This is a genomic window from Natronolimnohabitans innermongolicus JCM 12255, from assembly GCF_000337215.1.
Classification (GTDB): Archaea; Halobacteriota; Halobacteria; order Halobacteriales; family Natrialbaceae; genus Natronolimnohabitans; species Natronolimnohabitans innermongolicus.
Genome location: NZ_AOHZ01000057.1, coordinates 1 through 20,389 on the forward strand (window position 1 = coordinate 1; position 20,389 = coordinate 20,389).

The window sequence follows — 20,389 nt, forward strand, 5'->3', positions numbered from 1 at the left end:
CGCCATCAGAGATGTGTATAAGAGACAGTCGCTCTACGGCGATCGTCCGCGGTCGTATCCGGTTCTGGCGACGATGTGCCAGCTAGCGGCGATCTGCGAGCGGTGCCAGCGCCCGGTCCGCGATCACCTCACGTGTCGAGTCTGACGCGCTCGAGGACGAGATTCGCGGACCGGCCCTACTGTAGCGCCTCGAGATCGAATTCGAAGGCCGCCACGGGCACCTCGAGGTCGTGTTCGACGAGCACCTTCGGGTGGACTTCGCCGATGACGCCGACCTCCTCGCCGTCGACGACGACCGCGGCCGTGCGGCCGTCGATGAACGTCGGGTGGTCGGTCGGCGGCGTCTCGAGGTCGACGTCGAACTGTCGACAGAGCGCTTGCAGGCGCGCCTTGGCGTCCTCGTAGCCGGCGTCGTGGCTCGCGAGGACGGCGCCGACGTGGCGGTTCTCGCCGACGCCGGTGTTCTCCGATTCGTCGAGTCGCGCGGTGAAACCGATCTCGGAGAGGTACTGGGGATACGACCGGTGGGTATTGCGCTCTAAGACCATCAGCAGCGAGGGGAGCGTCCACGTCCGCAACATCGTGTAATCCTCGCTGTAGACCTCCTTGATCGTCGTCGGCTCGCCGGCGCCGTAGGCGTCGGTACCCTGCTTTAGGTCGACCCGCTCGTAGTTCTCCGCCTCGTTGATCATGTGGAAGTTTAGCATGTCCTCGAAGCCCAGCCCCACGAGCTGGGTGCGCGCGGCGCGCTCGAGTCGCGAGCGCTCGTGGCGGCCGCCGACGGTCCCCACGTCGGGGTAGGTCGGCTCGAGGTCGTTGAAGCCGTAGGCCCGGCCAAGATCGTCGATGACGTCGAGCGGGTGGAGGACGTCGACGCGGTAGGGCGGGATAGTGACCTCGTAGACGAGATCCCCCTCGTCGTCTTCCGCCCGCTCGGCCTCGAGGCCCGAGCGCTCGGCCAGATCGATCACTTCGTCGGGGTCGAGTCCGATGCCGAGGATCGTCTCGATGCGATCGTGGGCGACCGTCTTGGTCTTCGTCGAGAAGTCGGGACGGACGATCTCACCGTCAGCATACTCGACGGTGACCGCCTCGAGGGTGGCACCGCGGCCCGCGAGCGCGTAGCAGACGATGTTCAGCATCTTGTCGATCGTCCACTGATCGGTGCCGGTCATCTCGACGAGCAGGTCCCGCGAGTCGGCCGACACTTCGGTTCGCCGGCCGTTGATCACCGGCGGGAACGAGAACAGTCCGAGATCGTCGTAGATCGCGGGATAGCGCTCGTAGTCGGCGACCAGATCGGCGTACGTCCGTCCGGTCGGGTGCTCCTCGAGCACCTCGGCGGGCGTCAGCTCCTGGTCCGAATCGAGCGGGACGAAGCGGTCTCCGTCCGGTTCGACGCCGACGTACTCGATGGTCGGATTCCCCTCCGTGGCGGGACTGCCCTTCAACATGGTCAGATCGTGAATCCCGATCGCGCCCTTCGCCCGCTTGCGCCCCATCGTCGCGTGAAGCTTCTCCTGGAGCTGAATGAGCGAGTCCAGACTGTCTTCGTCCAGGTCGATGTCGCGGACGATGGCGCCGGTGACGTACGGACGCTCGTCGGGCACGGACTCGTCGACCTCGATGGTCCAGTCGGCGTCGTTCGTCGAGGGGACGTGGAGGCCGCGGGCGTCGCCGTAGTGATACCGCAGCGAGCGCGCGACGCCTTCGACCGAGAGCCGATCGAGGCGGTCGGGTGCGAACTCGAGTTCGAACGCACCGTCCTCGGTCAGGCCCTCGAACTCGAGGCCGAGGCCGAACAGGTCGTCTTTCAGTTCCTCGTCGCCTTTCTCCTCGCGTCCGGTCAGGTCGCGCAGTTCGTCGGGGTCGATGTCGACGGTTGGCATCAGTAGGTCACCTCCGCGTTCCGCAGGAACTCGAGGTCGGCGAGCGTGCCGTGGAGGTCGCGGATGTCTTCCGCGCCGGTCGTTAGCATGGCTAATCGCTCCAGGGCGAGCCCCCAGGCCATCACGTCGCAGTCGACGCCCAGCGGCTCTAACATCTCTTCGCGGAAGATGCCGGAGTTACCGATCTCGATCAGTTCGCCCGTCGTGGGGTGGGTGCCGAACAGTTCGAACGACGGTTCGGTGTAGGGGTTGTAGTGGGGTTTGAACTGGATGTTCTCGATGCCGAACTGGGCGTAGAACTCTTCGAAGGTGCCCATCAGGTCTCGCACCGAGAGATCCTCGGCCATCACCCAGCCCTCGATCTGGTAGAACTCGAGGAGGTGGGTCGCGTCCAGGGTGTCGTTTCGGTAGGCCTTCTCGATGCTGAAGAAACGCGCTGGCGGTTCGATCTCGCCGATCTGCTCGCCGGAGAGGTGGCGCGTCGACAGCGAGGTCGTGTGGCCCCGAAGCGCGAGCGCGCGGGCGAAGTCCTCGTCCCACGGCGAGTGATAGCCCTCGCTGTCCTCGCCCAGCCCCTCGCGGTGGACGCGCTCGACGTCTTCGACGAGGTCCGCCGGTAACTCGTCGATGTGAGTGGGTTGCTCCATGGCGAAGCGGTCCCAGTGGGTCCGCGCCGGGTGGTCCTGGGGCATGAACAGACAGTCGTTGATCCAGAAGTCCGCGTCGACGTGCGGACCGTCCATCTCCTGAAAGCCCATGCCGACGAGGACGTCCTTGACGCGTTCGGACATCTGGCGGAGGATGTGAACCTTTCCGCTTTCGACCGCCTCGGCGTCGGCCTCGACGTTGTACTCGGCGAACTCGACGCTCTCCCACTCGCCACTGGTGAGCAGTTCGGGCGTGACCTGCCCGACCGTCTCCGCGGTTTCGATCCCGGCCATCAGCTCCGTGACGGCGCGTTCGGTCAGCGTTACCGCACGAACGGTCGACTCCGTGCGCTCGAGCAAGCCCCGCCGCTCGAGTTGCTCGAGCGTGTCGTCGTCGACGTCGACGCTCTCGACCGGCGCGTCGCCCGCGTCGGCGAGCGCTTCGAGGGCGTTCGCCTCCGCGTCCGCCCCGGGATCGGCGTCCGGGTCGGCCGTGATCTCGCCGCTGTCGATCGCGCCGTACCCCTTGCGGGCGTAGTTCGAGAGCGCGATGTCGACCTGGGGCCCTTCGAGCCCGGAGGCGCCGATCACCGGTCCCATCTGGGCGGAATCGTCGTCGGCGTCGGCCTCGAGGGCGGCCTCGTAGAGTCGCACCTCCGGAAGGCTCTCGTCGGCGTACTCCGCTCCCTCGTCCGTGAGGGCCACTGTTTCGTCGACGCGTTCCTCGACGGCGACCAGACCGTCCGACTCGAGTTCGAACGCCGCCCCGGTGACGGTCTCGGGCGGAAGATCGGTCGCCTCGGCGAGGGCGTCGACGGACGTCGCCTCGTCCGCGCTCGCGGCCTCGAGGACCGCGACCTGTTGTGCTGGAAGTTGCATTCGCTTGTTCGTATGGCTGCGTGTCGATCAGTTAGCGGTTCCGATACTCCCCTCCCGGCGAGTTTCCGCCAGGAGGTACGGGACGGTCGGTTTCACCGCGTGCACACGGGTGGCGTGCTCGCGGGTCCACCGAGCCGAACTCACCGTCCGAAAACGAACCCGAATCCACGACTGCAACGCGGCGGTCGTCGGCCGATACCGGCCCGAACGCGGGATTCGGATGCCATATCTTCGCTCTCTCAATGCACGCGCAAAAACCTTGCGTCGACGGGAGCCTGGCCGTGTTTCGGTGATGACCGACGGTCTCGCTCCGGCGACGTTTGTATATCTGTGACCATACTTACATTAGCTCGGCTTGGCGACGTATTCAGTACGAGAGGATGGTGGCGAGTCGAACGCCGACTCTCCGACTCGTTCGCCGATCGCTCTCGCTACTGAGAGACATATGGAACGAAAACAACTGCTATCGCACGACGGAAAGACGCTAGCGGCGCTGTACGGCGCCCTGCCAGTCTCGCTTCGCTCGAGCACGAACCGATTCCGAAACGCACTGATGTACAGTTCGGCGTATCTGGCGCTGATCGCGATGGCCGAGGTGGTCGTCGTCTCGGTCATTCTCGACCTGCCGCCGACTCCGGCGGCGCTCGTCGTCGGCCTGACCGTGTTCGCCATCTACGCGAACGATCGACTCGCGGACGCCGATACCGACGCGCTATCGAATCCCGGTCAGGCGGCGTTCGTCAGGCGACACCGCGAAGTGTTGTACGTGCTGGCTTCGATCGCCTACGGCGTGGCCGTTGCACTCTCGGTGCTCGGCGGCCCGCTCGCGCTCGGGATCACGTTGCTCCCGGGCGTGTGCTGGGTGTGGTACGCGACGGACTGGATCCCCGGCGGCGGCGGACACGCTCGGCGGCTGAAGGACGTCTTCCTCGTCAATACGATCGTCGTCGCACTCGCGTGGGCCGTGACGCTCACCTTCCTCCCGCTCGCGTTCGCTGACGCCGCCGTAACCGGAACGACGCTGTTCGTCTTCGTGTACTTCTTCCTGCGCGTGTTCACGAACACGGAGATTCCGAACGTCCGCGACGTCGAGGGCGACCGAGCGATCGGCGTCTCGACGCTCCCGGTGGTGTTTGGCGTCGATCGAACCCGACACATCCTCACGGGAATCGACCTTTCGACGGCCGGGCTGGTGATCGCCGCGGTCTCCGCCGGCTATCTCACGCCGATTCTGGCCGTTCCGCTGCTCGCCGGACTCACCTACTCGCTCGGCGTCACCGCGTTCGTCGGCCGGTACGAGAACGAGCGATTGCTCGCCAGGGCCGCCGAGTGTGAGTATCTCGTCGTTTTCGCCGCACTCGTGGTCGCCGTCGCGGTGTGATTCGAGGCGACCTCGCTTTCGAATCATAACCACGACGACGACTCCCGCTCGGTTCGGAACGACCGCTCGATGACATTTTTCGCGGGTGCGTTTCCCTGTACGTTTAATAGCTAACGGGGCTATCCACCGATATCGGTGTTCTCCCCTACGATTCTTTCCGGTGTGCTTCTCGTGACCGTCGCGATCGGCACGGCCGCAGCGCTTCTCGCGTGGCGAGAACGGCCCGAACCGGGGGCCGTCCCGCTCGTCGCCCTGCTCGCCGGCCAATGTCTCTGGTCCGCGTTTCTGGTCTTCGATCTTCAGGCGTCGACGCTCGACGCGAAACTGTTCTGGGCGAACGTCAGGTGGATCGGCGTCGTCGCGATCCCCGTCGCCTGGGTGTTCTTCTCGCTCGAGTACACCGGCCGCGACCGCTACGTTCAGCCGCGCTACGTCGCGCTCCTCTCGATCGTTCCGGCGATCACCGTGGCGCTCGCGCTCGCGGACAGTTCGTTGCTCTACACCGACTCGAGTCTCGTCAGCGAGAACGGCGCGCTGTATCTCACTCGCGACCCCGGGCCGTGGTTCTGGGTAATCGCCGCCTACACGTACCTGCTGGGACTGCTCGGAGCGCTCCCGCTTCTCGAGTTGATCTGGCACGATTCGCGTCCGTTCCGCGGGCAAAGCGCCGCGCTTCTCGTCGGTATCCTGGCGCCGTGGACGGCTAACGCCCTCTTTCTCGCCGGGGCGATTCCGGTGCCGGGACTCGATCCGACGCCGGTCGGATTCGCCATCTCCGGCGTCGCCTATCTCGGCGCGCTAACCCGGTTTCAGCTGTTCGGCGCGAGTCCGTCGCCGACCCCCCGCGCCCGCCGTCTCCTCTTCGAGCAACTCCCCGACGGGGCCATCGTCATCGACGCTCACGACGTTATCGTCGACATCAACGAATCCGGTGCGGCGATCCTCGGAACGTCGCGACGATCCGCGCTCGGCCAGCCGATCCGAGTCGTCGCACCCGAGTCCGTACTCGTCCAAACCGACGATCCGACGGCCGAGCAACGCGGCGTCACGGGCCGCCACGACGATCGACTGTACGACGTCACCGTCACGCAGATTACGGACGTCCGCGACCGTACGATCGGCCGCGTCATCACGTTTCACGACGTCAGCGAGCACGTCCGACAGCAACAGCGCCACGAGGTTCTGAACCGCGTCTTTCGACACAACATTCGCACCGAAACGAACGTCATCAGCAGTTACGCGACGCTCCTCGCGGACGACGACGATCGAGGGGCCGCCGCCAAAATCACCGACAGCGCGGCGCGAATCGAGTTGCTGGCGACGAGGGCTCGAGAGATCACCGACGTCTTCGATCGAGCCCACGAACCGGCCGACCCCGTCCCGCTCGAGTCGTTGCTCGAGGACGCGCTCGCGCCGGTCCGGGAGGAGTACCCGGACGCTCGCATCGAGTGCGACCCGGTCGACGACGTCCACGTCGACGGCGTTCTCGAGCCGGTGTTTACGAATCTCGTCGAAAACGGTATCGAACACGATCCGAGCCCCGAGGCGGACGCGACCGTCCGAATCGCCGTCGAGACCGCGGACGATGGCGATCGGGTCCGCGTACACGTTACGGACGACGGCCCCGGCATCGACGGCTACGAGCAAACGATCCTCGAGCGCGGGGCCGAGACGCCGCTGGAACACAGCAGCGGGCTCGGCCTCTGGCTGGCCAAGTGGGGGACCGAAATCGCCGGCGGAGCGGTGAGCTTCGATACCGACGGCCGCCACGGCACGACCGTTATCGTCGAGGTGCCGGTACTGACGCCGCCGCGATCGACTGACGACTGATAGTAGGCCGCTGCTGACTGACCGCGGCGCTTCTCTGACCGCCGTTCCGCGATCAATCGCGGCGGCTCCGGCCCCCGCCCGAGAGTCGCGTCGTCTCGAGTTCACCGGCGTCGACCCACTCGAAGCCGTCCCGTTCGGCGCTCGCCGCCGTCGTCGTCTCGGCGGGATCGAACGGCTCCTCGAACTCGATTCGCGTCTCGCTCGGTCCCGAGGCTGGCAGTTCGGGGAGGAACTCGTCGTCCTCGAGGAGGCCCTCGACGGAGACCGCACCGCCAGCTCCGAGAGCGGCCCCCAGCGCTCGATACCGGTCGTTCTCGGTCGCGAACTCCTCGCCAGTACCGAAAGAATCGTTGGTCACGCGGGTCGTCTTCGTCGTCCCCGTGAGAGTTCCGAAGCCGTCGTCCTCGGGGTCGTCGTCCGCATCGTCGCTCCCCGCGTCGGTGTCGTTCGGTTCGTCTCGAGAAGCCGCCCGTTCGCGTTCGTCCTCGAGTATCGACGCCGCGGCGTCCCGCGGCGAGGCGTCGACGCTCCCGTCGTCGGACACTCGCGAAACCGTCGGCGACCCGCCCTGCAGACGAAACCCGCCGGCTTCGCTCTCGTTCCCGCCCCCGCTCTCGGGTTCGGCTTCGTCGATGAGCGACGCGACCGTGGCCGAGTCGCCGCCGTCGTCGCTCGGGGCCGCATCGCCATCGCCATCGACACTGCCGTCGTCGGTCGAAACGCGGTACTCGAGGACGTTCGATCGGCGATCGGCGCGCTCGACGGCCCACTGCGGCCACGGTCCGTCGTCGTCCGCTCTGACCGCTGTCGACGCGCCGTCCGACCTCGACGCTCCGCTATCCCTCCCAGTAACCGACGTTCCGTCGTCCGGAGCGTACGCCTCGAGTCCGTACTCCGGCAACAGCGGTCGGTCGAACGCCGCGAGGCGCTCGCCGTACCGATCGCGGAGCGTCTCGAGTTCGTCCGCCTCGACGAGGGCGGCCCGCCAGCGGTCGGTTCCCGCCGAGAGCAAGACGAGGGTCGCGTCGGTTCCCGCGAGCAGTCGCTCGTCGACCGCACGGAGGACGGCGGGCAGGTTGTCGTCGGCCAGCGGCGTTTCGGGGTAGGTAACCGTCGTCTCCCGTCGCCGCCCCTTCGGATCCGTCGCGGCCAGTTCCAGCCGGTCGCGACCGTTCGCCGCCGGTCCGGTGCGCGTCCACTCGAGCGACCAGTCGACCGACGCGAAGACGGCCTCGAGTTCCCGACCCAGCGCCCGCTGGGCGTAGCGAGCCGAACAGGTGAGCCCGCGGTCGCTCCGACAGATCAGCCGGCGGACCGTGGCCGTCCGGTCGCGCGCGTCGGCGAGGACGTCCGCGAGCACCGACTCGAGGGAGCGGTCTTCCTGTCCGGGCGGAATCGTCGTCCGGTACTCCCGGCGCTGTGCGCGGACGTCGTCAGGCGTCACGCCGAAGGACCCGAGCACGTCGGCGCAGACGACGACGTCGCGGTCCGGATCGCCTGCTCGGCCGGAAGTCATCGCCCCGACCTACTCCGCGCCATCGGATATGCTTTCTCCCGCCTACACGTCGAAAAATCGACGGAGCGATCCGCCGGAAATCCCTCGGAACCGTCGGACTGCGCCGCGGTATGGTCCTCTTATCCGATCAGTGAGGGACCGCTACACTGCCAGCGCCCTACCGACGACTTCTGACGGCGCAGACGCTTCACTCGGCGGGTGTCCTCGAGTAGTCCGTATTTACCACGTTCCGCCGCTCGAAACAGTCACCCGATACCAACTGATTATTTATTTTTACTGGTCTTGTTGCTGGTTCTCGATGAAGCTCACTCGATGGCCGACGATCGCTGTCAACAAGGCGTGGGAAAAGCGTCCGCGCCGCGTCAGTCGCAGCGACAGACGGCGGCTCGCGGACGTCCTCGAGTCTTACGATAGCTACGACGAACTCTTCGTCCACGCGGGTCTGAGCGACGTCAACGCGGCGTTCGACGGAAACCCTTACGACGTGCTTCGCGAGGAGTTGACCGACCAGTTCGAGTCGGTCCTCGCACCCGGCTTCACCGACTACTTTCGGGAGTCGGGCGTCTACGACAGACAGCACTCGCTGCCGATGCACGGGACGTTCTCGAAACGCTTCCTCGAGGACGCCGACTACCGGACGCGCGACCCGGTGAAGTCGATCCTCGTCGAGGGAGAGTATCGGTTCGAGGACTGCACGCACCGCGATACCTTCGCGGCAGACGGCTGTTTCGAACAGCTCTACGAGGACGACGTGTTGCTGGCCGCGATCGGAACGCCACACTGGAAGTGCTCGTACCTCCATCACATGGAGGCCAAGTACGGCGCGCCCTACTCCGTCGAGCAGACGTTCGAGGGCGTGATGCACGACGACGGCGAGACGACCGAGATCGAACAGGACACCAACTACTACGACAGTATCTTCTGGAGTTTCAACAAACTCAAACTCCAGCGCGACCTCGAGAACGCGGGCGTGCTCGAGACCTACGACCTGAACGGGCTGCCGTTGTACGTCACGCCGATTCGGGAAGTCGATCAGTTCGTCCGCACGCAGATGGCCGACGATCCGTACTATCTGGTTACCTGATAGTCGTCGGTACAGACCGGTAGTCTCTCGTTTCGGTCACTGATCGCCGTTATTTATCACCGTTGATCATTAGAGTCTGTCACGGAGCGGCGGCGGTTGACAGTCGACAGTCAACGAATATACCGAGGCAAAACGGGTCGGTAGTCCGGCTCGAAAAGCGAGAGTCGTCAGATCGCTTGCGGCGGCTCCTCGAGGCGGCGGTCCGATTCGGTCTGCTCCGTCACCGTGGCCAGCTCGTCCGGCGAGATGGAGAGCACCTCGCCGTGGCGGTTCGTCGTGTTGAACGGGTTCACGAGGAGTTCACCGCGGTCGGTCGACTCGAGGTAGACGTACGCGCTGGCGTGGGGGAGACTGGAGATGTGTTCGTTGAGCGTCCGCTGGCGTTCGAACGAGCAGAGTTCGTACCAGCTCTCGTAGTCCGACTCTGGACCGGCGGCGAGGACGCGCGCGGAGCGCGAGCAGGTGTTCTCCGATCCGGCCGGCGAGGTGTCGTCGATGCCGACCTCCGCGGCCGTCGCGAACGCCACCCAGTGTTCACCGTCGACCGGGATCGTCTCGGCGTAGTAGACCGAGGCGTCGGCCACGCCGATCTGCTCGGGTCCCGGCTCGGGATTCGACCCGTTGATCTCGTACCGCGACAGTCGGTACAGTCGCACCTCCTCGGCGTACGAACAGTCCATCCCCCAGAAGATCGCTTCGGGAGTAAACGTCAATTCGACCGCTCGCCACTGCTGGCTCCCCTCGACGATCGGACGGAACTCGCCGTCCTCGAGGAGGCCGATGGCGCTTTCGGCGTCCGTATCTCCCGTTGTCGCCCAGATCGTCCCCGAGTACCGGTCGTAGTAGATGCCGTGGAAGTGACGCCGGTCGTCCGTCTCGAGGTAGGTCTCCCAGGTGGCGCCGTCGTCGTCGCTGACGAGGATGCGTGCGGGCTCCTCCTCGAAGGTGTACTCGGCGAAGAAGACGCGGTCGTCGGCGACGCAGACGGAGGTCGGAAGCGCGCCCATGGGACCGGAGTCGAAGGGGAGTTCGTAGACGTGACTCCACGAGTGGCCGTCGTCGGTCGAGCGATAGAGGTGGTGGCCGACGGTCGCGAGGAGCACGTCGTCGGCGACCGGCCAGACGTTCGTCGTCGTGTACCAGCCGGTTAGTCGATTGAGTAGCCGTTTCGTCCACCATCGGTTCAGCGGCCCGTAGTTGACGCGTTGCTTGCCCTCGAAATCGATATCCGGGTTCGGCAACGTTCCGTGCGCGACGAACTCGCCGTCCGGCGCCACGTGCCCGACAGTCAATCCGCGCGTCGCGTAGACGGTCTCGCCGCGGGTCGATCCGAGTTTCATACGCGAGCGACCATCTATTCGAACTTAATTATCCGTCGTCTTACCGGACGTCAGGCTGACGCATCGACCGTATGGATATCCTGTAAGTATCGATTATCGTCGAAACGATTGACCGATTGACGAGTGCAGGCCGGGACGCCGATCCTCGAGTTCGGCACTGTCCGAACCGACCGTTCGATCGCCCCGCAGCGCTCGCCCTATCGTCGTCGCGGCGACTCGAGTTCGATCTCGCTGTCCTCGAGCAGCTGTTCGACCTCCTCGCGTTTCTCCTGGTGGTCCTCGAGGAACTCGCGCATGAGCTGGGCGGCCTGTTCCTTGCAGTCGCCACAGAGACGCTCGCCGCTCGTACACTCGTCGTAGACGCGCTTGGCGAACTCGTCGTCGTCGCTCGCGAGCAGGTAGGCGTAGAGTTCGTAGACGGGACATTCGTCGGCCTTGCCGCCCTTCTCGCGGTGTTCTTCGGCGGTCTCGCGACCCCCCGTCGAGGCGGCTTTGACCTTGTCGTACCCCTTCTCGGGGTCGTCGAGCAAGGAGATATGGCTCGCCGGAATCGAGGAGGACATCTTCCCGCCCGTCAGGCCGGTCATGAAGCGGTGGTAGATCGACGACGGCGGGCGGAAGCCGTAGCCGCCGTGGTCGACCTCGACCTCGCGGGCGAGTTCCTCGGCCTCGCCGCGCTCGAGGTCGAAGGCGTCGACGTGGTTCTCGTAGACGCGTTTCTCGCCGTCGACGGCCTCGATCAGCGCGTCGAAGGCGTCCTCGGTCGCTCGCCGATCGAAGAACCGGGTGCGCGGCCGGACCGGCTCCATGCCGGCCTCGCGTAACTTCGTCAGCACCGAATCGAGGACGTCGGCGCCGACCGCAAGGTCGGAAAGCGGTGTCTCTTCGATGGCCTCGGCGACATGAACGCAGCGCAGCGTGTCGTCGTCGAAGTCCGCGGGCTCGAGGCGGTCGTAGAAGTCGGCGACGACCGCGCGCTCGTCGTCCTCGAGTTCGAAGCTGGCGTACGCTTCGCTCACCTTGAAAAACCGCATCCGCTCGGCTAAGTCCCGAGCCAGCCGAACGTGGGGGTCCTGGTCGGGCCCGACCGGAATCACGGTCGGTTTCGGCTCCTCGAGTTGCGGGTAGAGGATGTCGGCCATCTGGGTGACGACCGACTGCATATGCGAGACGTCGGTCTCGCCGTCGAAGCCGTAGATCGCCTGGAACTCCGAGAAGTTGGCGTCGGCGCCGAGTTCGAACGCCAGATCCTGTAGCTCGCGGTTTTCCGACTGGCGGTAAAGCGTGCCTTCCTCGGGGTCGAAGCCGAGTGCGAGCAGCGAGAGGAGGTAGTCGCGGGCGTGTTCGTCGATCTCTTCCCAGCTCATCCCGCGGGCCGCGTTGGCTTCCAGGTCGGCGATCAGGCCGTAGGCGTCGGCGCCCTGCTCCTGGTGCCAGATGATTTCGTCGAAGACGAGCTTGTGACCGATGTGAGGATCACCCGTGGGCATGAAACCTGAGAGGACGGCCGCGGGCTCGTCGTTCTGGAGGGCCTCGGCGACCGGGTGATAGTCCCGGTGGCCGAAGATAACGCCGCGGCGCATCAGGTAGTGGGGGTTTGGCACCTCGTCTAAGATGTCGTCGAACTCCTCGATACCGAACTCCTCGAAGAGCTTGCGGTAATCGGAGACGCTCGAGGAGCCCCAGGGGTCCAGCGCGACGTCGTCGGCGCCTGCAGCGCCACCGTCGGAACGAAGCGTCGACGAGGATCGCTCACCACCATCCGTCGCCGGTTCCCCGGTCGTCGGTTCCTCTAATTCCGGCTCCTCGAGTGGGTCGTCTCCGGTCATTAGATTCGTCTTGGCGCGCCAGTTCGCAAAAGCCTTCGGCTTCGCCGCTGGATCCGTCTCGAACCGCGCTGGCGCGCGCCACGACCGTTCGGTCCGCTCACGGCTTCGCCCGCAGGATTCAGTCTGCTTACCGTTTCGCCCGCGGAAATCGACATAACGCGCGTATAAGAACGAGGTCGCTCGCCGACGGGAGACGTATGGCCGAACGTAACAGACGGACGGTACTGGTCGCTGGGGCAGCAGCACTTACTGGTGGGGTGCTCGCTTCAGTCGGGACGAGCGGTGCCGACGAAGAGTGCTGTGAATCTGTACTGGTCGAATCGAACGGCTGGTCGTCGTACCGGGGCACGGCGGCCAACACCGCGTATGTCGAAACCGACACGTTCCCGGAGCCGGAGACGGTCGCCTGGACGTACGCGTACGAGGAATCCGACGCCGTCGCCGCCGTCGACGACAGGGTCTACGTGCGGATCGACGACGAGCTTCACGCCCTCGATGCGGTCGACGGAAATCGGCGGTGGAAGACGACGGTGGCCGGCGCGACGGGAACGCCCGCGGTCGCCGACGAGGCGATCTTCGTCGCCGGGGAGCGGCTGACCGCGCTCGACGGACGCGACGGCGACGTGCTGTGGGAGGTGTCGGTCAACGGGAGCGGATCGATGACGGACCCGGTGATCGCCGACGGGACGGTGTACGCCGTCGCCGCCGAGTCGCTCTACGCGGTCGACGCTCGCGACGGCTCGATCGACTGGCACCACGACGACATCGAACTCGAGGCGTTCGTCGAACACGGTGAAGACGGCGAGGAAGAGGTGCGCTCGTTCGCGTCGAACCCCGTTGCCGTCGCCGACGGCACCGTCTACGCGTCCACCTCGCCCGAGGGATTCGTCGCCCTCGATGCCGACTCGGGCGATCGGCTGTGGACGACGGACCTGCGGACGGGTGGTGACCTCGTCGTTCCGACCGCAGACGGCGTCTACGTGTCCGGGTTCGAAGCAGGTCACACGGCCGGCGAGGCCCATCGGACGGAGTACGAGGGCGAAGCCGAGCCCGTCGGACCTGGGCGGCTCGACGAGTCCGCGGACCGCTTCGTCGAGTCGACTGCCTTCGCGACGTCGGGCGAAGTGCGGTTCGTCGTCTCCGAGGACGGCCGCCACCTCGCGGCGTGGGACCACGACCGCGAGGAGTTTCGGTGGACGTACGACGACTTCGGCGAACACGGCCTCTTTCAGTGGCCCCTGATCGTCGGGGACACCGCCGTCGTCAGTTACGCCCCCACCGGTTCCGAGGAAGAACTGGACGGGTTCGAGGAGACGGCCGAGTTCGGCACGGAGTCGGCGATCCTCGGGATCGACCTGGAAGACGGATCCGAACGGTGGTCGATTCCCACCGCGCCTCTCGAGGGATTCGACCCCTCGAGCGAGGGCTTTCCCTACGTCGTCAGCGGGAACGCGCTCTACGTCGCGGCCGACGAACTCGTCGCTATTCGACCGTCTGCGGACGACGACGGCGACGAGTCCGATGCTGACGGAGCGGACGATGAGGACGAGACCGACGACGGTGAAACCGACGATGACGGCGGCGACGCACCGACGGACGACGAACCGGGAGACGAAGACACCGACGAGCTGTCGGCGGACGACTCCGACGGCGAGACCGACCGCGACGACGACACCGAACCGGGCACGGGGCGCGGAACCGACGACACCGAGTCGAACGGAACCGCCGACGGGTCCGGTTCCGACGCATCCGACGAGTCCGACGGCACGCCCGGATTCACCACCGGTGCCGGGCTGCTCGGCGGCGGTCTCACGCTCGAGTGGCTCCGCCGGCGAGCGACGGCGGATGAATCGACCGAGTGAGCCGATCGATCCGGGTCGCGGCCGGATTGCTATCGCCACTGAAACGATTTCCACACCCCCACCGATCGCGACGCCGTCCAGCGATCGGGCGCGTGTTGACTTTCAGCCTAAAGTGAAGACGCGCCGCGACGAACGGCCGTCTATGCAGATTCGGATATTCGGTCACGACGTCGGCGTCGACGACTCGAGGATCGACGCCTCCCCCGAAACGATCCGCGAGCAGGTCCGCGAGTACGAGGCCGGCGAGCGGTCGCCGCTCGACCTCGAGATCGGCTAATCACGTTTCGGGGCGTGGCATCTCCTCAATCTCTCGAATTCGGGCCGTTTTTTCGACGGCCCGATACTGACGTCGCCACGCGTCCTCCGGGAACAGTCCGTTCCGGTCGAACAGGTCGCGGGCCGTCTCGGTGAGCTCGTAGAACTTGTACGGATAGTCTCGAAGCCGTTCGCCGGGTTCGAACTCGCGCTCCCGAACGACGTCGACTCCCTCGAGGGTCTTCAGGTGCCGGCGGATCGCGTCGTCGCTGAGCGGGGGGTTCATGTACTCTAATTCTTCGACGCTCGGCATGCCCTTCGGGTGCCCGACGATATCCGCGAGGATGTCTGCTCGCTTCTTGTCGGTCGCCTTCTGGAGCGCTCGCCACGTATCGAACCCGTTGTCCGCGTTCTGTCGAGGTTCCTGCGTGGTGGCGACCGCTGTATCGGGCCTCATACGTTCCTATTCGTGATCGATCGTCATAAACACTTGCATCTGAATGAGTGTAGTACCACAACTAGTTCCACGTCAATCGAACAGAGATCACACAATTAATACGACTGGTAAGACGACCAGCAGACGATGGACGGCGACGACGCTCCCTTCGGCGCGGCCGCAACCGACGGTGACGGGTACCCCACCAAAGACGAATTGCTCGACGAAATCGAAGACGTACGCCTCTCACCGAGTGAACACCAGCGGATCAAGGATCTGCTGAACGGCGACCGAATGGACCGCATCACGGGCCACGACCGACGGTATCTGGTCGCCGGTGCGGGCGGCGAGTCGGGAGCCGTAACTCGACGCGAGATCGTTTACGATCGGCTCGATTCACGGACTGATCCGCCCGCGACCGCGATGCAACTCGAGGACTTCGGTCTCACGCCCGAGGAAATTCGTCTGTGGACCCGCGTCTTCGATATTCTCTGCGGACGGGCGACACACATCGTCGCCGTTATCGAGGATTTCGACGGCGGCTACGTCTGGGAGCTCGGACTGCTGTTCTCACCATCCTACCGAGAGAAGGTGTGGGTGCTGAAACGGCGTTATCTCGACGAGAAAACCGAACGCGAACAGTACGCGAACGGAATGGCCGCCTCGCACGTCGAACTCCTCCTGACTGGTGACAACGCTTACGAATGGGCTGACGTCGACGAGCTTCGAGACGGTATCGACGAAATCCCGTGACTCGAGCGATATCGTTCGTTTCTCTCCACGGAAACTCATCCGCCTGCCGGTGTTTCGTCGGTCCTCCGGTCTGGACTCTCGAACGGAACGACCTGCTGTCATTCTGCGCAGGTTTTTGTCGTATTACGAACGACGACCGTCACGGGATTGATGTCGCATCGCAAAACCGAACCGGACCACATCGCCCACGAACTGGTCACGAACACCGGCACCCCCGCCAGATTCTCTCTGGTGGACGACACCCTCACGGTTCCGACAGAGCCGTACCGAAGCGGAACGCCGCCAACCGTCGAACGATCCGTTTCGCACTTCGACGCCGTCATCGAACGTGCCGACGTCGTCGACGGCGGGCTCAACGTCGCCGGATTCGGCGGACTCCACCTTTCGGCCTCGGAGTGGGAGCGAACCGGATTGGGACGACACTGGAACGCGGACGACGCCGCCGTCGGCGAGCCGTTCTCGAACACCGACCGACGACTCGAGGTGTGGGCCAGCCGAGAGGACGCGTTCTACGAGACCGACCCCGAGCGGTGGTCGTTCGACCACCTCGAGGCGCTTCCGGAGGACTCTCCCCTGATCGAGGAGTGGGAGCCGTCCGATACCGACATCCCCGACCGACCGCCGGTTCCACTGTCGTCTCCGAAGTTGACGCTGTACGTGCTTCACGCCGAATCGGCGACGCCGCGGTCACGCGGATTTGACCGGCTCGAGGTCGGACGGCTCAGCGGCGTCGAACTCCTCGACGACCTCGAAGACTGGCCGACAGAGCCCGAGGTCGCGTCCGTAGATATCGATCTCTCTCCGCCGCCTCGACACCCGGATATCGACTACGACGCGCTCGACCCACTGGCACAGACGGACGCCGTCCTCGAGGCCGTACACACGATCAATCGACACGCAAAGCGGTTCGATGACGAAGCCGACCGAGCGTATCGACTGGGGGACGGTGCTCGAGCGCGCGTCCGTTCGCAAGAAGGCGCTGTACGGAGCGAAAACCGTCGCGGTTCATCGACTCGCGAAGGCAGCCTCCGAGCGGACGCGCATCGTCCGGCACAAACTCGACGGAACTCGTGTGATGTACTGTTTTTACTTCGGCGAGGAGTATTCGTTCCACCAGCCGCTGGATGCCGTCGCAGACGAGGTACTGGACGACGTCACAACCGACGAGTTGCAGACGACGGTGATCGACTTCGAGCCGTCTGCAGAAACGCGGACCCTCGAGCAATCGCTCCAGGAGGCGCTTCGTCTGCTCGCTAGCCGCGGCCTCGACGCCAACGACTATCTCGACGCGAAAACGGTCGAAGACTACGACTGGGGCTACGAACGCTCGACGACGTTCGATTGTCTCGAGACGACCGACTCGAACGAACCGGTCGTCGACGATCAGTAACGGGGAAAGCGGTAGTGTCAACCGTCTGGGCGCCGAGTCCAGTCCATGCGCATTCGACCGTTCGGCCACGACGTCGACGTCGACGACTCGAGGATCGACGCCTCCCCCGAAACGATCCGCGAGCAGGTCCGCGAGTACGAGGCCGGCGAGCGGTCGGCGTTCGACCTCGAGGTCGCGTATCCCGACGACTTCACCGGCTCGGTTATGCGAGCGATGGCGGCGATTCCGTCCGGCGAAACCCGGACCTACGGCGAGCTCGCGTCGGAACTCGAGACGGCGCCGATCGCGGTCGGCCAGGCCTGCGGTCGCAACCCGGTTCCCGTCATCGTTCCCTGTCACCGGGTCGTCGGCGCTGACTCGCTTACCGGCTACGGCGGCGGCCTGGATCTAAAACGACGGCTGCTCGAGCACGAAGGGGCCGCGATTCTGGGTTCGAGCGACCCGTAGCGCAGGTCCGCCTCCGATCGCCGCTCGGTCTCTCTCGGAAATTTATATTCCTGCCGTGCGATGGTCGATCATGCCCGGATTTCCCATCCTCACTGATGCCGACATTTACTCGCAGTTCGAGTACGCACAGGTCGTCGACGCGATGCGCGAGGCGTTCGCCGAGCGCGCCGCCGGAACCCTCGAGGCCCCGCCGCGCTGGTCGCTCGAGGCGGGCGACGGCGACCTGGTCTTCACCGCTGGCGCGGCCGCGGGACCGGCGAACGTCGCCGGCTTTCGAGTCTACGACACACATGGCGCCGGCGAGGACCACACGCAACTGGTCGCCGTCTTCGACGCGACCACGGGCGCGTTCGAGGGACTGCTGACGGGCAACGCCGTCGGCAGGCTCCGGACGGGCGCCATCGGCGGCGTCGCGATCGACGCGCTCGCGCGCGACGACTGCGAGACGCTCGGGGTGATCGGCAGCGGCCCGCAGGCGCGAGCGCAGGTCGGCGCGGCCTGTGCGGTCCGCGCGTTCGACGAGGTGCTGGTCTACAGTCCGACCGCGGAGAGCCGCGAGTCGTTCGCGGAGACGGCCGGCGGCGAGGTCGAGCCGCCAGTCCGCGCGGTCGACGACCCCGAACCCGTCGTCCGCGAGGCCGACGCGCTCGTCTGTGCGACGAACAGCGAGGAGCCCGTCTTCGATCCCGACTGGCTCGAGGCCGACACCCACGTGACGACCATCGGGCCGCGGTTCACCGACGCGCACGAACTCCCGCTCGAGGTGGTCGACCGCGCCGACGTTATCGCGACCGACTCGATCCCGCAGGTCGACGCCTACGACCGGGAGTATCTCGTGAACGGCGAGGACTACGAGCGGATGGTCGGACTCGCCGACGCGCTCGAGGAGCCCGCCCTCGGACGGACGAGCGCGGACGAGACCACGCTGTTCTGCTCGGTCGGCCTCGCGGGAACGGAAGTCGTGCTCGGGAAGCGGTTCCTCGAGCAGTTCGCGTAGCCGACGTGCAACCGAGTTTCTCGTGTGGAAACGGTCGATTTCCTCGCCGGAGACGACGTCGTTTACGGCGCGACGACGGACAACCTCACACTTCGCGTCGAACCGTCCCGGCTCCCTTTTGCGCTCGAGCACCGGTTCCCGAACATGAACGGATCCCTTCGTCGCCGCGAGATCCTGGCGGGAAGCGCCGGCGTCGGACTCGCGAGCGTCGCCGGCTGTACCGACTTCGCGAATCCGGGCGACGAGGACGGAGCCGAGTTCGACGTCGACTCCGCGGCCGTCGTCTCGCAGCACGAACTCGCGACCGTGGCCGGCCTCGAGGTACTCGAGGCGGGCGGAACGGCCGCCGACGCGGCCGTGGCCGTCGCCTGCTCGCTGTCGGTCGTCGAGCCCTGGTTCTCCTCGGCGCTGGGCGGCGGCACGTGGGCGCTGTACTACGACGCCGAGGCCGACGAGGTGACCAGCGTCGACGGCGTCGGCCCCGTCGGGAGCGAGGCCACGGCCGAGGATTTCGAGGAGCGAGCGGGCGAGGACGGCGTGCACCAGGCCGTCGTCCCCGGCGCGTGGGACGGCTGGATGCTCTGGCTCGAGGCGTACGGGGAACTCGATCTCGACGAGGTGCTCTCGCCGGCGATCGAGACCGCCCGCGAGGGGTATCCCGCGAGCCCGGAGCTGATCGACTGGCTCGGCACCCGGTCCGACCAGATCGACCGCCGGCCCGCGGCCGCCGAGATCTACCGCCCCGACGGCGACGCCCTCGAGGAGGGCGACACGGTCTATCAGGAGGAGATGGCGGAGACGTTCGAGGCGCTCGCGGCGGCGTACGAGGACGAGTTGGACGAAGCCGACGGCGAAACCGATGACGAAGACGGGAACGGAACCGACGACGAGGCCCGCTCGGCGGCGATTCAGGCCGCCCGGGACTACTTCTATCGCGGCCCGATCGCCGAGGCCATCGTCGACCGCTCCGACGAGGAGGACGGCTACCTCACGCTCGAGGATTTCGAGGCGTTCGAGGCCGAAATCGTCGATCCGATCTCGATCACCTACGACGAAAGCGACGGCGTCGAGGTCTACCAGAACCCGCCGAACAGCCAGGGAATCACGCAGCTCATGGCCCTGAATGTCCTGAAAGCGGTCGACTTCGACGACCTCGAGTCCGACGACGCCGACGCCGTCCACGCACAGGCCGAGGCGATCAAACTCGCCTTTGCGGACCGCTACCACCACGTGGGCGACCCGGACCGGGTCGACGTCCCCGTCGAGGACCTGCTCGACGAGGACTACGGCGCCGAGCAGGCCGACCGGATCGACCCCGAGGAGGCGATGGAGTGGCCCGTCGACACCGGTCTCGAGTCGGAGACGACGGCGAACGCGGCCGACGCCGACCATACGACCACGTTCCACGTCGTCGACGAGGACGGCAACGCGGCCGCGGTGACGACCAGCCTGGGCGCGCAGTTTCTCGTCGTCGGCGACACCGGGATCCACCTCAACAACCGCATGCGGATGCTCTCGGTCGAGGAGGACGATCCCAACCGGATCGAGCCGGGGTACAAGGTTCGCCACACGTCGAACCCGTACATGGCGCTTCGCGACGGCCAGCCCTACGTTCTCGGCGGCAACACCGGCGTCGACACCCAGCCGCAGGGCCAGACCCAGCAGTTCCTCCACGTCCACGAGTTCGGCCACGACGCCCAGAGCGCCGTCGATCACCCGCGGTTCGTAAGCAGCGCCTTCCCGCCGACCGATCATCCCTGGGTGCCCGCGAACGAACTCGAGATGGAGGAGTTCCCGGAGGACGTGATCGCCGACCTCGAGGCTGTCTCTTATACACATCTCTGAGCGGGCTGG

The 20,389-nt window shown here is 65.9% G+C and carries 17 protein-coding genes; 10 read left to right on the top strand and 7 right to left on the bottom strand.

Features of this window, described 5'->3' with window-relative positions; all coding sequences use genetic code 11:
• Positions 1 to 176 precede the first annotated feature (176 nt).
• Together pheT and pheS are read right to left on the bottom strand one after the other, a co-directional pair.
• A complete protein-coding gene (pheT, locus tag C493_RS12325) occupies positions 177 to 1,889 on the bottom strand; it encodes a phenylalanine--tRNA ligase subunit beta (protein ID WP_007259773.1) in 1,713 nt (570 codons plus the stop codon).
• Positions 1,889 to 3,415 carry a phenylalanine--tRNA ligase subunit alpha gene (gene pheS / locus C493_RS12330; protein ID WP_007259774.1) on the bottom strand — a complete coding sequence of 509 codons (1,527 nt, stop codon included), beginning with the start codon at positions 3,413 to 3,415 and terminating at the stop codon, positions 1,889 to 1,891. Before pheS ends, pheT begins: the two co-directional genes overlap by 1 nt.
• Before the next feature lie 445 nt (positions 3,416 to 3,860).
• On the opposite strand from pheS, the gene C493_RS12335 reads away from it, so the two are divergent.
• Together C493_RS12335 and C493_RS12340 are read left to right on the top strand one after the other, a co-directional pair.
• Complete coding sequence (locus tag C493_RS12335; protein ID WP_007259775.1) at positions 3,861 to 4,796, top strand: UbiA family prenyltransferase; 936 nt, start codon at positions 3,861 to 3,863, stop codon at positions 4,794 to 4,796.
• A 162-nt stretch (positions 4,797 to 4,958) separates the two neighbouring features.
• Positions 4,959 to 6,626 carry a histidine kinase N-terminal 7TM domain-containing protein gene (locus C493_RS12340; RefSeq protein ID WP_007259776.1) on the top strand — a complete coding sequence of 556 codons (1,668 nt, stop codon included), beginning with the start codon at positions 4,959 to 4,961 and terminating at the stop codon, positions 6,624 to 6,626.
• 52 nt (positions 6,627 to 6,678) lie between these two features.
• On the opposite strand, the gene C493_RS12345 is transcribed toward C493_RS12340, so the two are convergent.
• Positions 6,679 to 8,142, bottom strand: a complete 1,464-nt coding sequence (locus C493_RS12345; RefSeq protein ID WP_007259777.1) for a hypothetical protein — start codon at positions 8,140 to 8,142, stop codon at positions 6,679 to 6,681.
• A gap of 298 nt (positions 8,143 to 8,440) precedes the next feature.
• Between C493_RS12345 and C493_RS12350 the strand changes: the two genes are divergently transcribed.
• Positions 8,441 to 9,226 carry an AAC(3) family N-acetyltransferase gene (locus C493_RS12350; protein WP_007259778.1) on the top strand — a complete coding sequence of 262 codons (786 nt, stop codon included), beginning with the start codon at positions 8,441 to 8,443 and terminating at the stop codon, positions 9,224 to 9,226.
• A 167-nt stretch (positions 9,227 to 9,393) separates the two neighbouring features.
• Here C493_RS12350 and C493_RS12355 read toward each other — a convergent pair whose 3' ends face one another.
• Together C493_RS12355 and C493_RS12360 are read right to left on the bottom strand one after the other, a co-directional pair.
• Complete coding sequence (locus C493_RS12355) at positions 9,394 to 10,566, bottom strand: WD40/YVTN/BNR-like repeat-containing protein (RefSeq protein WP_007259779.1); 1,173 nt, start codon at positions 10,564 to 10,566, stop codon at positions 9,394 to 9,396.
• Between the two features lie 197 nt (positions 10,567 to 10,763).
• The gene (locus C493_RS12360; protein ID WP_007259780.1) at positions 10,764 to 12,395 is read right to left on the bottom strand and encodes a tryptophan--tRNA ligase; all 1,632 of its coding nucleotides are present in this window, start codon (positions 12,393 to 12,395) and stop codon (positions 10,764 to 10,766) included.
• A 197-nt stretch (positions 12,396 to 12,592) separates the two neighbouring features.
• Between C493_RS12360 and C493_RS12365 the strand changes: the two genes are divergently transcribed.
• Complete coding sequence (locus C493_RS12365; protein WP_049889343.1) at positions 12,593 to 14,257, top strand: PQQ-binding-like beta-propeller repeat protein; 1,665 nt, start codon at positions 12,593 to 12,595, stop codon at positions 14,255 to 14,257.
• A gap of 142 nt (positions 14,258 to 14,399) precedes the next feature.
• Positions 14,400 to 14,534 carry a hypothetical protein gene (locus tag C493_RS24055; protein WP_007259782.1) on the top strand — a complete coding sequence of 45 codons (135 nt, stop codon included), beginning with the start codon at positions 14,400 to 14,402 and terminating at the stop codon, positions 14,532 to 14,534.
• Here the strand turns inward: C493_RS24055 and C493_RS12370 are convergent, their stop codons facing one another.
• A complete protein-coding gene (locus C493_RS12370) occupies positions 14,535 to 14,969 on the bottom strand; it encodes a helix-turn-helix domain-containing protein (RefSeq protein WP_007259783.1) in 435 nt (144 codons plus the stop codon).
• A 126-nt stretch (positions 14,970 to 15,095) separates the two neighbouring features.
• Between C493_RS12370 and C493_RS12375 the strand changes: the two genes are divergently transcribed.
• A complete protein-coding gene (locus C493_RS12375) occupies positions 15,096 to 15,701 on the top strand; it encodes a hypothetical protein (protein WP_007259784.1) in 606 nt (201 codons plus the stop codon).
• Between the two features lie 687 nt (positions 15,702 to 16,388).
• On the opposite strand, the gene C493_RS23860 is transcribed toward C493_RS12375, so the two are convergent.
• Entirely contained in the window at positions 16,389 to 16,583 is a 195-nt protein-coding gene (locus C493_RS23860; RefSeq protein WP_007259785.1) for a hypothetical protein, read from the bottom strand.
• Positions 16,584 to 16,611: 28 nt separating this feature from the next.
• Between C493_RS23860 and C493_RS23865 the strand changes: the two genes are divergently transcribed.
• The 4 genes from C493_RS23865 (at position 16,612) to C493_RS12395 (ending at position 20,380) form a co-directional block, all read left to right on the top strand.
• Positions 16,612 to 17,091, top strand: a complete 480-nt coding sequence (locus tag C493_RS23865; protein ID WP_007259786.1) for a hypothetical protein — start codon at positions 16,612 to 16,614, stop codon at positions 17,089 to 17,091.
• 45 nt (positions 17,092 to 17,136) lie between these two features.
• Positions 17,137 to 17,538 (top strand): methylated-DNA--[protein]-cysteine S-methyltransferase, encoded by a 402-nt coding sequence (locus C493_RS12385; RefSeq protein ID WP_007259787.1) that lies wholly within the window; start codon positions 17,137 to 17,139, stop codon positions 17,536 to 17,538.
• A gap of 70 nt (positions 17,539 to 17,608) precedes the next feature.
• Positions 17,609 to 18,535: an ornithine cyclodeaminase family protein gene (locus C493_RS12390; RefSeq protein WP_007259788.1), complete on the top strand. Its 927-nt coding sequence runs from the start codon at positions 17,609 to 17,611 to the stop codon at positions 18,533 to 18,535.
• Positions 18,536 to 18,559: 24 nt separating this feature from the next.
• A complete protein-coding gene (locus tag C493_RS12395; protein ID WP_007259789.1) occupies positions 18,560 to 20,380 on the top strand; it encodes a gamma-glutamyltransferase family protein in 1,821 nt (606 codons plus the stop codon).
• Positions 20,381 to 20,389 lie beyond the last annotated feature (9 nt).

Excerpts from the sequence above, each read along its gene's own strand:
- pheT (WP_007259773.1), bottom strand. The coding sequence starts at position 1,889 with ATGCCAACCGTCGACATCGACCCCGACGAACTGCGCGACCTGACCGGA.
- pheS (WP_007259774.1), bottom strand. The coding sequence starts at position 3,415 with ATGCAACTTCCAGCACAACAGGTCGCGGTCCTCGAGGCCGCGAGCGCG.
- C493_RS12335 (WP_007259775.1), top strand. The coding sequence starts at position 3,861 with ATGGAACGAAAACAACTGCTATCGCACGACGGAAAGACGCTAGCGGCG.
- C493_RS12345 (WP_007259777.1), bottom strand. The coding sequence starts at position 8,142 with ATGACTTCCGGCCGAGCAGGCGATCCGGACCGCGACGTCGTCGTCTGC.
- C493_RS12350 (WP_007259778.1), top strand. The coding sequence starts at position 8,441 with ATGAAGCTCACTCGATGGCCGACGATCGCTGTCAACAAGGCGTGGGAA.
- C493_RS12355 (WP_007259779.1), bottom strand. The coding sequence starts at position 10,566 with ATGAAACTCGGATCGACCCGCGGCGAGACCGTCTACGCGACGCGCGGA.
- C493_RS12360 (WP_007259780.1), bottom strand. The coding sequence starts at position 12,395 with ATGACCGGAGACGACCCACTCGAGGAGCCGGAATTAGAGGAACCGACG.
- C493_RS12365 (WP_049889343.1), top strand. The coding sequence starts at position 12,593 with ATGGCCGAACGTAACAGACGGACGGTACTGGTCGCTGGGGCAGCAGCA.
- C493_RS24055 (WP_007259782.1), top strand. The coding sequence starts at position 14,400 with ATGCAGATTCGGATATTCGGTCACGACGTCGGCGTCGACGACTCGAGG.
- C493_RS12370 (WP_007259783.1), bottom strand. The coding sequence starts at position 14,969 with ATGAGGCCCGATACAGCGGTCGCCACCACGCAGGAACCTCGACAGAAC.
- C493_RS12375 (WP_007259784.1), top strand. The coding sequence starts at position 15,096 with ATGGACGGCGACGACGCTCCCTTCGGCGCGGCCGCAACCGACGGTGAC.
- C493_RS23865 (WP_007259786.1), top strand. The coding sequence starts at position 16,612 with ATGACGAAGCCGACCGAGCGTATCGACTGGGGGACGGTGCTCGAGCGC.
- C493_RS12385 (WP_007259787.1), top strand. The coding sequence starts at position 17,137 with ATGCGCATTCGACCGTTCGGCCACGACGTCGACGTCGACGACTCGAGG.
- C493_RS12390 (WP_007259788.1), top strand. The coding sequence starts at position 17,609 with ATGCCCGGATTTCCCATCCTCACTGATGCCGACATTTACTCGCAGTTC.